Source organism: Streptomyces sp. NBC_01214 (assembly GCF_026340975.1).
In the GTDB taxonomy this organism is placed as follows: Bacteria; Actinomycetota; Actinomycetes; order Streptomycetales; family Streptomycetaceae; genus Streptomyces.
In genome coordinates, this window is sequence record NZ_JAPEOS010000001.1 from 3551357 (window position 1) to 3564230 (window position 12874).

At 69.2% G+C, this 12874-nt stretch carries 12 protein-coding genes and 1 pseudogene; 8 read left to right on the top strand and 5 right to left on the bottom strand.

Annotation, left to right across the window (positions count from 1 at the left end):
- Window positions 1-312 precede the first annotated feature (312 nt).
- Entirely contained in the window at window positions 313-528 is a 216-nt protein-coding gene (locus OG594_RS16700) for a hypothetical protein (protein ID WP_252308803.1), read from the bottom strand.
- Between the two features lie 768 nt (window positions 529-1296).
- Here OG594_RS16700 and OG594_RS16705 point away from each other — a divergent pair.
- The 8 genes and pseudogenes from OG594_RS16705 to OG594_RS16740 all read left to right on the top strand — a co-directional run bounded on the left by OG594_RS16705 (window position 1297) and on the right by OG594_RS16740 (window position 9219).
- Window positions 1297-1500: a cold-shock protein gene (locus tag OG594_RS16705; protein ID WP_008735947.1), complete on the top strand. Its 204-nt coding sequence runs from the start codon at window positions 1297-1299 to the stop codon at window positions 1498-1500.
- 484 nt (window positions 1501-1984) lie between these two features.
- Window positions 1985-2314, top strand: a complete 330-nt coding sequence (locus OG594_RS16710; protein WP_252308802.1) for a PRC-barrel domain containing protein — start codon at window positions 1985-1987, stop codon at window positions 2312-2314.
- Window positions 2315-3076: 762 nt separating this feature from the next.
- Window positions 3077-3565, top strand: a pseudogene (locus OG594_RS16715) (amino acid permease); the annotation flags it as partial.
- A gap of 394 nt (window positions 3566-3959) precedes the next feature.
- Entirely contained in the window at window positions 3960-5357 is a 1398-nt protein-coding gene (locus OG594_RS16720; RefSeq protein WP_266599593.1) for an amino acid permease, read from the top strand.
- Between the two features lie 108 nt (window positions 5358-5465).
- The gene (locus OG594_RS16725; RefSeq protein ID WP_266599595.1) at window positions 5466-5774 is read left to right on the top strand and encodes a hypothetical protein; all 309 of its coding nucleotides are present in this window, start codon (window positions 5466-5468) and stop codon (window positions 5772-5774) included.
- 206 nt (window positions 5775-5980) lie between these two features.
- Entirely contained in the window at window positions 5981-8482 is a 2502-nt protein-coding gene (locus tag OG594_RS16730; RefSeq protein WP_266599597.1) for a DUF4118 domain-containing protein, read from the top strand.
- Window positions 8483-8631: 149 nt separating this feature from the next.
- A complete protein-coding gene (locus OG594_RS16735; RefSeq protein ID WP_266599599.1) occupies window positions 8632-8910 on the top strand; it encodes a hypothetical protein in 279 nt (92 codons plus the stop codon).
- A gap of 129 nt (window positions 8911-9039) precedes the next feature.
- Complete coding sequence (locus tag OG594_RS16740; RefSeq protein WP_266599601.1) at window positions 9040-9219, top strand: hypothetical protein; 180 nt, start codon at window positions 9040-9042, stop codon at window positions 9217-9219.
- A 170-nt stretch (window positions 9220-9389) separates the two neighbouring features.
- Here the strand turns inward: OG594_RS16740 and kdpF are convergent, their stop codons facing one another.
- The 4 genes from kdpF to OG594_RS16760 form a co-directional block, all read right to left on the bottom strand.
- Window positions 9390-9479: a K(+)-transporting ATPase subunit F gene (gene kdpF, locus OG594_RS16745; RefSeq protein ID WP_266599603.1), complete on the bottom strand. Its 90-nt coding sequence runs from the start codon at window positions 9477-9479 to the stop codon at window positions 9390-9392.
- Between the two features lie 403 nt (window positions 9480-9882).
- Window positions 9883-11001 (bottom strand): nitric oxide synthase oxygenase, encoded by a 1119-nt coding sequence (locus tag OG594_RS16750; RefSeq protein ID WP_266602971.1) that lies wholly within the window; start codon window positions 10999-11001, stop codon window positions 9883-9885.
- Between the two features lie 108 nt (window positions 11002-11109).
- On the bottom strand, window positions 11110-12330 hold the full coding sequence (gene txtE / locus OG594_RS16755; protein WP_266602973.1) for a 4-nitrotryptophan synthase: 1221 nt from the start codon (window positions 12328-12330) through the stop codon (window positions 11110-11112).
- A 2-nt stretch (window positions 12331-12332) separates the two neighbouring features.
- Window positions 12333-12872, bottom strand: coding sequence for a quercetin 2,3-dioxygenase (locus tag OG594_RS16760; protein WP_266599605.1), 540 nt, complete (start codon window positions 12870-12872; stop codon window positions 12333-12335).
- Window positions 12873-12874: the final 2 nt, after the last annotated feature.

Below are 12874 nucleotides of genomic sequence, written 5' to 3' on the forward strand. Positions count from 1 at the left end.
CCGCTGCGGCATGAGGTGGCCGGAGCTGATGAGCCGCCTTGGACAGCAGGAGCGCAGGAGGCGGACGTGCTCCCTGGCCCTCGGCAGGCCGCCCGCCCCCACCCCTGCACGGTGGTCCTCGCGGCCGCTAGGGCTTCATCCGCCTCGGCTGGTGAACGCGACCGGGAGAGACTGCGCCTGCCGTCCCGGGACGCGGTCCGCAGGTGCCTCGACAACCGCCCCGCCCGCTTACGCATCGACATCAGCTGGAGATGCCGCTCGTGGGTGGCGCCCTCGCATGTTTCCCGTGTCTGTCGACTGTCCCGGGCAGTGTCAGGTCGGTGTGGTCAGGACGCGGTCGGCGTGGGCGAGTTCGTGGATGTGAGCGGCTTCACCTGTCAGCGGCAGGAAGGGACGCAGGGGACAGCAGGCGGGTGTGTGGTCGTGGTCGACCTCCCAGCTGAGCAGGTGCGCGAAGTGGGTATGGGCGGTGGAGACGGCGTGGAGGGTGCCAGAGCAGCCCTGGCACACGAGCGATGAGTGGATCACGGGAGTGTCCACGGCTGATCGGTGCCCAGCGGGCCTTCAGTGGGCTGGGCGATTCCTGCCAGGTGGAGCTGACGCAGGGTGGTTTCAGTCTCCCGTTCGAGGTGTTCGATGGACGTCAGGCGCTGCCACAGGGGGTCGGGGAGGCAGGGGACGGTGGCGCCGCGGGCTGCCCATTTCGCGGCGAGTTGTGTGTACAAGGGTGTGGCCTGGTCCTGAGCCTCTGCGGTGACCTGGGCACGGGCGTGTGCGGGGTGGCCGAAAGGCCGACGGGGCGTCTGCTCCGGAATACGAGCCTCGGCTCTGCGCTTACCGCTGCCCACCTCGGCCCGGGGGCTGGAAGGCTCCCAATGATGATCCGTCACGATCGTCAAAACGATCCTGCCGGCCTGCAGGACACCCCCTTCGCACGGGCGCAGCTGCGATGCGGTCGGGCCACCTGCCCCACTGTGGGCTTCTCCGAGGTGATGCCAACGCCACACGCAAACCCGTTAACCGTCCTGCCCGGGCAGCGGCACATGAGAAGGACTGATGGCCGCCCGATCCCTCGATGGCCGCGGGGTGCGGCACGCGCACGACGCGTGCCCGCTCCCTCTGGTGACGGGGTGTTGTGGGCGTGTAGCGTTTGAGTCAGCTGTCGTGGTTCGGAAGTTCCCTTTGCCCACGCTTTTCGGCGTGGGCGCTTTGCTGTGCTGTGCCGCAGGAACCAGGGCGATCACCTCCGTCTTCCGCATGGTGTGGGAGGCGTTCATCGACTGGAAGGCAAGAGACATGGCTACGGGAACTGTGAAGTGGTTCAACGCGGAGAAGGGCTTCGGCTTCATCGCTCAGGACGGTGGCGGCCCGGACGTCTTCGCCCACTACTCCGCGATCAACTCCTCGGGCTTCCGCGAGCTCCAGGAAGGCCAGGTCGTCACGTTCGACGTCACCCAGGGTCAGAAGGGCCCCCAGGCCGAGAACATCAACCCGGCCTGAGCTTCGCCACCCCGTCTCCGGACTCTGCGGGCGCCCACCCTTCCGTCCGGACAGCGGACGCCTTCGGTGTCGGCGGGATCCGATGCATACCGGACCAGGGCCGCGCAGCGTCTGCTGCGCGGCCCTGGTCTGTGTCCAGACCGGTCTGCCGCGCCGCAAGGCTTCAGCCGGAGGGACCGTGCGTGCCGGCCATCTGCCGTGGACGACTGCGAGGCCGGCGGCCGGTTGGCCGCCGCAAAGGCCAGACGGGGGCGGCCTGGCTGCGGCCGCTAACCGCACGAGCGACGCGCGTACGGGTTCCTGTGGTCGTGTTCCGGCCGGGGCGCATCGCTTGCGAGCGCCAGCCGGGATGTCGCTCGGCCCCATGCCCCATTGAGGCCCTCACTGGCAGCCCTCGACTGTCCGGCGCATGCCGGGGAATGAGGAGGGGCGATACGACCCGAGAGGCCCTGGGCCTGGTTGTCGAGGGTGAGGAGACGAATCTGTGAGCAGTGTGTGGATGTACGCGCAGGACAGCGGTTATACGTCCCGGCACTCGCTGGTGGGCTTCACCGTGGAGGCCGCTGACGGCGTCATCGGGCACGTGGACCGCCAGCAGGACCAGCCCGGCATGCAGCACCTGGTGGTCGACACCGGCGCGTGGGTGTTCGGCCAGAGCGTGCTGATCCCGGCGGGTGCGATAACCGTCATCGACACCGAAGCGCAGACGGTGAAGGTCGCGCCGAGTCGGGAGCAGATCAGAGTAGCTCCCCGCTTCACCACCGACAGCGAGACAGCCGACCACCGATACCTGTCGGCGGTCGGCAACTACTAACTCTCCTTGTGACGCCGAGCGGAGTCGGCTGCCTGCAGCAGGTCTCCCCGCGTCTGGCGGCAGGGGAGCGAATCCTGGCTCTCATGGAACGTGGCCGCCCTGTCAGCCATCGCTGCACACCAAGGCGCCGGACGGCCCGAGTTCACGACGTACGAGCAACGGCGGACGCGGTCAGGGTCACCCGCGCGCTCACTCGTCAGGCCTGCGGAGTCCCGAATCCGAGTGGTCTTTGCGCACGGAATTCCCGGAGGTGAGCACCGGGCGCCCGACGCATGCCAGAGCGACGAGGAGAAGCCGACAGATGTCCGCCACAGTTGAGAGCAGGGATGAAGCGGTCAACCGTGCGTCGGTGGTGGGCCAGCTGGTTGCGAAGGTGGCCAGTGTCTGCTGGTACGCGCGGTGAGCCGGCGATCGGGCTGGCCCGTGCACGGCCCGGATCTTCTCTATGAAGTGGGGTATTGGAGGCAAGTGAACCCTGAAATCACCTGGCTTCGGGAGCTGTCGTTAGACCAGAGATCGGTGCCCGACCGGTCTTTTACGCAGGTCAGACACCGTGCTCAAACTTTAGAAGAAGCCGATCTTTTTGGGGGAATAGCTTACTAATAAGTTCTTGGAGTGCTGGTGGTACACGCGCTACACCGCTCCTGACCAGGAAGAATTGACGTGTCTTCCTTCGGCGGACCGGTGCTGGCCCGCAACTGGCCCGGATCTTGGCCTCCTCCGAGGTCGTGCCGTGTGATGCAAGGCCATGACGGGCGGAGGAAGGCAGCAGGAGCGGGCTGGCTGACGCCGGTCGTCCGTGCCGGTGCGGCGCTCGCGGCGCTCGGGTCGCTGCTGGCGCTCATTCTTGGAGTCTCGCGCACGACGTTGGCGATGGCCAGGGACCGGCACCTGCCGCACGCCCTGGCCGCCGTCCACCCCCGCAATCAGGTGCCGCACCGGGCCGAGCTCGTCGTCGGTGCGGTCGTCGCGGTGCTCGCCGCGACCGCCGACGTACGCGGGGCGATCGGCTTCTCCTCCTTTGGCGTCCTGGTCTACTACGCGATCGCCAACGCCTCCGCCTGGACCCTCACAGCGTCCGAAGGACGGCCGGCGCGGATCATCCCCGTGGTGGGGCCGGCCGGCTGCCTGGTCCTGGCCTTCGCCCTGCCAGGCTCATCGGTGATCACCGGCGCGGCGGTCCTGGCCGCGGGCGCCGCCGCGTACGGGATCCGCCGCACGATCGCCGCCAGGAAGGCGAAGCGGTGGTAGGGCGCGACGCGCCCTGGGTCCGCAGGAACCGGCGGTATACCGGCGCCACACGGCACGATGTCGCCACCACCACTCCCGACAGCGAAAAGGGGCAGCCTCCCATGTCTTTGCTCAACTCCTGGCAGCCGAAGCTCACCGCGACGCACGCCTGAACCGCACCGCCGACCTGACGGCGACCGGAGCAGCCGTGGTCACCGGCCGCTGACTGGACGCAGCCATGCGGCTGGCCAGCGGGCTCAGCGTTCAAGTGCCCTGTCAACACAGCGGATTTCGGCTCTTCGGCAACGGACTTCTGACGTATTCTTGACGACTGGTGTGCCGGGAAGTCTGGTCGGCGGTCAGGAGCCATGGGCCATTCCGTGGGCTCCGGCTCTCGCCTTGAAAGGCATCCCTCATGACCGCCATACAGCAGTCCGCTGCGCCTGCGCCCCTGCCAGGCGGGCCCGGCCGCCGCAGTCCGCGCCGCTCGGTCCTCTTCTTCGCGTTCGCCTTCGCCGTGATCGCAGATCCAGTCTCCTCCGTCGCGTACGCCATCGAGGCGGCGCTGCGCGCCCTGCAGGGCGATCTCGCCCTACTGCTGCCGACGATGTCGCTGGTGGTGGGCCTGGTCGTGGTGGTCACCGCCAACTACTGGCAGCTGGTGCGCCGTTTCCCCAAGGGCGGTGGGGCGGCGGCCGCGGCCGGGCGGGCCTTCGGGCCGCGCTGGACGTTCGTACCGATCGGCGCGCTCGTCGTCGACTTCGTCCTGACCATCGGGATCTCCATCGCGGCCGCCGCCAGCGCCGTGATCGCCCTCTTCCCCGCCGCCGCGCCCTTCCGCGTCCCGCTCGCCCTCCTCCTGCTGCTGGTCGTCGCCGGGCTGACCTGGTTCGGACACGGCGGGCGGCTGCTGTTCGCCGTCATGACCGTGCTCTTCGTACTCGTCTGCGTCGCCGTACTCGTACACGGCTTCGTCTCGCCCCACACCGTCGGCGAGGCCCCGGCCTCGACCGACCCGGGCCGCTCCGCCGCCCTTGCGGTCGTCCTCGCCTTCCCCGTCGCGATGGCCCTGGCCACCGGCATCGAGGCGCCGTCCACGGCCATTGCCCAGCTCGGGCAGCTGGACGACACCCACCGCCGCCGCTTCGGGCGCGGTACGCTCGCCCTTCTCCTGGTCATCGTCGGCGGCCTCACCCTGGCCCTGACCGTGCTCGCCGTACGCCTGCGCATTGGCATCCCGGGCAAGGACTCCACCCAGATCGCCGACATCGCCCATGCCGCCACCGGCTCCGGCTGGCTCTACGGAGCCTTCCAGCTCACCAGCTCCCTCCTGCTCCTGGCTGCCGCGAGCTCCTCGTTCCAGGCCGGCCCCGGACTCCTCAAGGCCCTCGCCGGATCCCCGGAGCACCCGGGCGTCCTGCCGTCAGCGCTGGGCCGGACGAACCGGCACCACACCCCGTACTGGTCCGTCCTCGTCTACCTGGGTGCGGCGGCTGTGATCATCGTGGCCGCGGCAGGGGAGGAGCAGGAACTCGTCCTCTTCTACGCGGTCGCGGTGTTCGTCAGCTTCCTCGTGGGGCTGATGGCCATGACCCGCTTCGCCCGTACCGAGCGCAAGCCCGCCCTCGCCTGGCTGAATGCCATGGCGGCCGTCGCGGTGGCCTTCACCCTCCTGGTGAACCTCCTCCGCGGCTGGCCTGTCCTCTCCCTGGTCGCCACCCTCGCCATCGGCGGAGCCTTCTACCTCCGCTGGGTCCGAGCCGGACGTCCTTCCGGCATCGAGGACGTGGAAGCCCGTGCCGAAGCCGACTGATCCGAAGCGGTCAGTACATCGACCACGATCCGCAGGCCCGGTCGGCCGGGCCCTCGTAAGGCCCACAACAATCACCCATGGCACACACCCACTGAAAGGAGCGCCCGCATGGGGATCCGTTACGGCATCGGCGCACTGATCGCTGTCACAGCGCTACTGCTCGCCGGCTCCGGCATCGCCACACTCAGCAGGGGCTGGCTGCTGCCCTGGCAGCGGCGGCACATCGTCCGCGTCAGGCTTTTCGGCTGGGCGCAACTCCTGATCGCGATCGCGCTGGGCATCCAGCTGATCGGTCTCCTGGCGGTCGATTCCGCCTACCGCACCATGTTCACCATGCCCGGTACCGTGGTGTTGCTGTTCGCCCTGGTGTTGATCACGCGTGCGCAGCGTCCGAGAGGCACCGGCCAAGGAGGCTGAGCCCGGGGACGACGGTCCGATTCGCTGCCTCGCCGCCGTCCTCGACACCGTGTGTGGGGAAGCCATGCCGCCCGAGAGCAGCCGTTTCTCGTATCGGGGCGCCTGACCGGCGATCCTGCGCGCGGATTGCGAGCGCGGGAGCGCGGTTGGGCGCACCATGGGATGCGGGGGCCGAGGGGGTGTGACGAGCGGGCAGGAGCCCGTCGATGGCGCGTGGGCGATTGCGGATCTACCTCGGGGCCGCCCCCGGGGTCGGAAAGACATACGCGATGCTCGAGGAAGGGCAGCGTCTGGCCCAGGCAGGCGCCGACGTGGTGGTCGGTTTCGTCGAGCCGCACGGGCGACGGCCCACCGCTGCCCTCGCCGAGGGGCTGGAGATCATTTCCCGGCGAACCATGGAGTACCGGGAGGCGAGCTTCACCGAGATGGACCTCGACGGGGTGCTCGCCCGCCGCCCGCAGGCCGCCCTGGTCGACGAACTGGCCCACACCAATGTGCCCGGGTCCCGCCATGCCAAGCGATGGCAGGACGTTGAGGACCTTCTCGATGCGGGGATCGACGTTGTCACCACGCTCAACGTGCAGCACCTGGAGTCTCTGGGTGATGTGGTCCGGCAGATCACTGGTGTCCCGCAGCGCGAGACCCTGCCCGACGAGGTGGCACGCCGCGCGGACCAGATCGAACTGGTCGACCTGCCGCCCGAGCTGCTGCGCCGACGCATGCTGCACGGCGAGATCTATCCCTCGGACCGCATCGAGGCCGCCCTCACCCACTACTTCCGCGTCGGCAACCTCACGGCCCTGCGCGAACTCGCCCTCCTGTGGCTCGCCGACCGCGTCGAGGAAGGACTGCAGCGCTACCGCGCGGAACACGGCATCACCACCCCCTGGGAAACCCGCGAGCGCATCATGGTCGCCCTCACCGGCGGCCCCGAGGGAGAAACTCTGATCCGCCGCAGCACCCGGATCAGCGCCCGAGTCCCCGGCAGTGAGCTGCTGGCATTGCACGTCGTACCGAGCGACGGCCTCACCCACGGCGATCCGGCCACCCTCGCCGCCCAGCGGGCCCTGGTGGAGTCACTGGGCGGCAGCTACCACCAGACCACCGGCGACGACATCCCCGAGGCGCTGCTCCAGTTCGCGGAGGCCGAGAACGTCACGCAGATCGTGCTGGGCGCGAGCCGCCGCGGAAGGCTCTCCACGTTCCTCCGCGGCGGTGTGGGGCACCGGACGATCCGGCGATCCGGCCCCATCGACGTACTCGTGATCACCCATGAGCACGCCGCCGGCTCGACTTCCCCGCTGCGACTGCCGCACCCGAGCCGCGCCACCGGCCCACGGCGCTTCTGGACGGCGATGCTGCTCGCGGCGATCACGCTCCCGGGCCTGACCGCTGTGCTCGTTCTTCTCGGCGAGCACGTGGATCTCTCCCTCGCCTTGGTGCTCTACCTGCTCGCCGTTGTCGTGATCGCCCTGGTCGGTGGCCTCGTTCCCGCACTGGTGGCCGCTCTTGCCGCGGGACTGCTCGCCGACTACTACTTCACCCCGCCGATGCACTCGCTGCGCGTCCAGCACCTCGCCGACGTCGTCGCGCTGGTGGTGTACGTCGTCACGGCCGTCATCGTCGGCATGGCCGCGGGCACGGCCGCACGCAGCACGTACCGGGCCGTCCGCGCGAGCTCCGAGGCCCTTGCGCTGAGCCGACTGGCCACCGCCATGATGCACGGCCAGGACCTGCCGACCCTGCTCGAACAGGTACGGGAGGACTTCGGCCTGGATGCGGTCAGCCTGCTGGAAAGGGATGCGGCGCATCCGGCCGATCCCCGCTGGTACGTCGTCGCCAGTACCGGTGAGGATCCACCCGAGCGCCCGTACGACGCCGACGTGGAACGCCCCGCCGGCGGGAGCCTCACCCTGGCTGCCAGGGGGCGTCCTCTGAGCAGCGACGATCAGCGGGTCCTCGGTGTGTGTGCGGCGCAGCTGGGTATGGCGTACTCCCACGGCCGGCTCGCCGCCCACGACGCCGAATCCGGCATCCGCGCAGCAGCCGAGCACACCAGGGCCTCACTCCTGCTCACCGCCGGCCGGGACCTGCGCGACCCGCTGCACACCGCCGACGAGGCCCTGCACGGCCTGCGCACCCCGACCGACGCCGAGCAGGCCCGCATTCTCGATACCGCCCGGTCATCGGTGCGCCGCGCCGGCCGGCTCGTCACCGACCTCGACGAGCTCAGCCGCCTGCACGCCGGGGCGCTCGACCTCTACCTGCGCCCGGTCGACGTAGACGAGGTCCTGACCGCCGTACTCGATGCCCTCGGCCCCGGCCATACGCTCCAGTGCAGCCTTCCGGAGCAGGTGCCGGACGTGATTGCCGACGCCGCCGTCCTCACCCGGGTCCTGACGGCGCTCGCGGCTGAGGCCCAGCGCCACAGTCCTGCGGACCGGCCCGCGCGGCTCACCGCGCAGGTCCGGCCCAGCTTCCTGGAGATCCGGGTGACGGACGGCAACGGCGAGGCCCCCGAGGGCGCGGCGCCGGGGCCGCATCGGGGGCGCAGTCCGGAAGGTCTCGCCCTGCGGCTGTCCCGCGACCTGGCGGAGGCCATGGGCGGCGCCCTTGAACCCGCTGCCAGCGGGGGCGGTTTCGCGATGAAGCTCACGCTTCCGACAGCGGCCGGCCGTACCGCGGTGGCAGACGTCCCGGGAGACTGACGGGCGACTGCGAGTGGTGGTGAGCCGGATTGCGGGGCTCCCGGTTCCGCCTGGGAGGTTCGGAAGCCCTCGTGCGTCTCCCGCGAGCGGGGTGATCTACGCTGCGATCCGAAACCGAAGATGATCACCGGACAGGGGAACGAAGAACCATGGGCGAAGGCCGCCACGTCGTGGTAGCGGAGATCGGTCTGACGAAGAACCGGTACGGCGCGGAGATCCGCACGTCCGAGCCGATGTCCCTGGAGCTGGCTCGGGAGTTCGCGCTGAACGCAGTCCGAGGTCACGACCCCGACTTCTACCGCAGGCCGGACAACGCGGTCGCGCTCCGAGTTGGGGCAGCCGACCAGTACCTGGTCGTCGAGGGACACCGGCTGAGCCCGGACAGCCTGTCCCGCCTCACCGTGGCGGAGGTGGTCGACGCGATCTGACCGGACACAACCGTGTGCCTCCGCCCACGATCGCGGGCGGAGGCACACGGGGTGTCTGGTCGGCGGCTGCCGGTGCGCGCGGACAGGGCGCCGCGCCCAAGTCGTCACTTTTGGCGTGCCTCTGACGGTATGTCGAGGACCGGCCCCCTGCTTTGCGGCGGGGCGGGGACGGGGGCCCTCAGCAGCCGGGTCGACGGGCGCACGAGCGCCACCACGTACGACTCCTTCGGCGAGAATTTCACCATCACCCTTCCTGCCGCCGAGAAGACCCTGACCATGGAGGCCTTCCGCGCCCGGGTCACGCGGTGACGGGCCGGTGAGGTCGCACCCTCAGAACGCTGGGGCCGGCTTGGTCCCTGGCGGTTCTGGTCGCCCTCGTCGTACTTCTTCGGGCGGCGAAGGAAGGTGCGGTTCTTGGGGCTGGCAGGCAGTGCGCCCCAGGCCCGGCCACAAGGCCCACCGCGCCTGAGACCGACTGGTCAGAACTTTTCCGGGAAGAAGAATGCCAGGACGAGATATCCGACCAGGCCCACTGCGACGACGATGCCTACGACAGTCTCGGTACTCACCCGTACTCGCCCATACCCCTCATGAGGACTTCAACCTCTCCAGCGAACGGCATCGTAGGCGTGCGCGATAGGGCCCTGACGCAGTTCTGACGCCTCCTGGGCGGGACGCTGACGCGGAACCGACGCCGAGCCGTGTGCCCTTCCGTGTGGTGCCGGCTCAGGGCCCCGTCGTTCTGGCGACGCCGTCCGGTACTCGTCACCCTGGCGTCACGTGATCAAACCGGATGCTCAGCCAGAACGACGGAGCCCTGGGTGCTGGGTGCTGGGTGTCGCGTGTGGTCGGGTCTTCCGTTGCCGACGGAGCTCCGCGCCTTCGGCGCTCTTTCTCGCCGGCCTCGCCGTTGCGCTGAAACCCAGTGCTCCCCAGATCCGAGGTGGTCAACCCCTGAGCCAATGGCCTGGGTCAATGTCGCACGGGGCATCCGTTCTGGCCTGACGCGCCGTCGCGCTCGCGGTCGTCGGGGTAGAAGTTGGGGCGTCGGTCGGCATCGTCGTAGTAGCGGTGGAAGACGGGGGTGATGCCGCCTGACACCGGGGGGACGATCCAGCTCCAGTCCGCGGGGACGGAGCGGCCGTGGCGTTGTTCTTTGCCCACGTGGGTGAGGAAGTTGCGGGACTCGGTGTGGTGGTTGCTGATCCGGGCGCCCGCGACATGGAAGGAGTGCAGGACGGCGACGTTGAGTTCGACCAGTGCGCGGTCGCGCCACAGCGTGCTCTCCCTGCTGGTGTCCAGGCCGAGGCAGGCTGCGACGCTGGGCAGCAGGTTGTAGCGGTCTTCGTCGACGAGGTTGCGGGCGCCGATCTCGGTGCCCATGTACCAGCCGTTGAACGGGGCGAGCGGGTAGTCGATACCGCCGATCCGCAGGCGCATGTTGGAGATGACCGGTACGGCGTGCCAGCGCAGGCCCAGATCGTCGATGCGCGGACAGTCCGGGTGGGTGATGGGAACCTCCAGGATCAGATCCCGCGGCAGGCCGAAGAGCTGGGGCTTGTCATCAGCGGTGTCTATGACCAGCGGCAGTACGTCGAAAGGGCCACTGGGACCCTGCCAGCCGAGCCTGCGCACCAGCTCGGTGAAGTCCACGTACGCCGCGTCGCCCAGTACCGTGCCGTCGTCGCGGCGGAGGCCGGCGTAGCGGATGAGCTGGTCGTTCCACACTCGGGGGGCACGTCGGCCGGGTGTGTCGGGGGCGAAGACGCTGATCACGGGGCGGATGCGGCCGAGGTTGGTCGCCTGGCGCAGGTGTTCGCACAGGTGGTGGTGGATCTCTTCCGGTGTGGTGGCGTCCCGGCGGTCCAGGACGCGCAGGCTGTTCCAGTACAGGCGGCCGATGCAGCGTCTGGAGTTGCGCCACGCGACGCGGGCACCGAAGGCGAGTTCGCCGGGGGTGTGCCGGTAGGTGCCCGCGGCGTCGATGGCGGCGCGGACCTGGTGCAGACGTCGGCCGAGCGGGACGGGCTGGCTGGGATGCTCGGCGTGGAACTGGCGCAGGAACTCCTCGGCCTCGTCGGCGACAGCGATGCCGTCAGGTCCCGAGGCCTTGGCAGGGTGGGCGGATGTGAGGGTGGGAAGGGCGTTGGAGTTCACGGTTTCCTCGCATGAGGCGGGAGGCGCCGGGGGTGGCTCCCGTCAGCTGAGCCTGAGCGGCAGCGACTGCAGGGACCGGAATTCGAGGTTCGGGTTCCAGATGGGCTCGCCGGCCGGCCGGATGCCGGGGAAGCGTGCGAACAGTGCGACGAAGAACCACTTGAGCTGCAGGTTGGCGATCTGCCTGCCGAGGCAGGAGTGGATCCCGAGGCCGAACGACAGATGCTTGGCGCTGTTGGGCCGGTCGAGATCGAACGCGCTGGGCCGCTCGAACCTGCCTGGGTCCCGGTTTGCCGCGCCCAGGAAGAGGGCGACACTCTGCCCCGCCCCGATGCGTACGCCGGCCGCCTCAAGGTCCGTTTTCGCGACGCGCCAGGTGAACTGGTTGGACGCGTTGTAGCGGACCACCTCGTTCGCCGTGTTGTCGACGCATGCGGGGTCAGCCAGGAAGCGGGCGATCTGATCCGGGTTGCGGGCGAAGGAGAGCATGCCGCTGCTGACGGAGCCCGGTGTCGTGGGGGCGAACAACGCGATGAAGAGCAGCACGAGTTGGTGCACCGTCTGCTCCGGCGTGGTCTCGGTCAGCTGGTGCTGGGCGGCCGCGAGGCGTGCGATGACCGTGTCCGGAACGACTTTGCCGCGTTTGCCCTCGACGAGCTCCTGAGCGTAGGTGTGCAGGTCCGTGAGGAGTTCGAGGAGACGGTCGAGTTCCACGGGCTGGTCCTGCGGCCCGGACCAGTACGTCATGAGGGTGTCCACGCACGGTATGACGAAGTCCAGGTCCTCCTCCGGAACACCGAAGGCTCGTACGGCCGAGCGCACGGGGAGCTCGGCGGCCAGGGCGGAGACGGCGTCGATCTCCTTCGTGCCCTGGGGGATCGAGGCGACCAGGTCGGCCGCGACGCGCGCGATGACCTGGCTGTAGTGCTCGTGGGCGGCGCGGGTGAAGCCTGTCTGGGTGGACCTGCGGAGCGCGTCGTGACGGGGCGGGTCGGTGTACATCATGACGTTCTTGGTGAACCGGTGGTAGATGCTGTCGGGCGGCAGCGGCCGGCCCGGGAACTTCACGTCCAGCACCTCTTCCATCCGCTCGGCCTTGAGCCGGTGGTCCTTCAGCGCGGCGGCGCAGTCGGCGTACGTCATGACCGCCCAGGCGTTCAGTCCTTCGGACCAGTGGACCGGTTCGCGCTGAGCGAGGTCGGCGTACACGGGATAGGGGTCGGGCACGATGGACGGGTCCGAGAGCGGTGAGGGCATGGTCATGGTCACGAGGTCTCCTTCTGGTGTCCGAAGTGGGGGATCGCGGTCGGGATGCCGGGAGGTCCGAGTACCTCGATTCCGTACTCGGCGGCGATGGCGGGCAGTCGCTCAAGGTCCAGCGGGGCGATCTCTTCCGACGGAATCTCCAGGGCGCGCGCGGGCCTCCCGAGGGAACGCGTGAATCCGTCGAATCCTCCGGGCTCCGTGACGTGGAGGAACCTGGCCTCGTCGGAGGTGACGAGGAACGTGTGGGGCGCGTGGCGGGGGCCGTAGACGAAGGAGCCGGTCTCTGCCTGAATGACCTGGCCGGCCACCCAGAAGGTCATCTCCCCGTCGAGTACGTACCACCACTCGTCATCGTTGTGGTGTACGTGCAGTGGCGAGCCGGAGCCGCGCCGGCCGAGGTGTTCGATGACGGACGCCGCCCCGTTCATTTCCGCCGACGAACCCTTGACTGTCGCGAGGAAATCGAGAAACCAAAGAGCCTCTCCCTCACCTTCGGCGCGGTGCAGAGCGATCGGTGCGGGCCTGTCAGGCTCTGTCATAT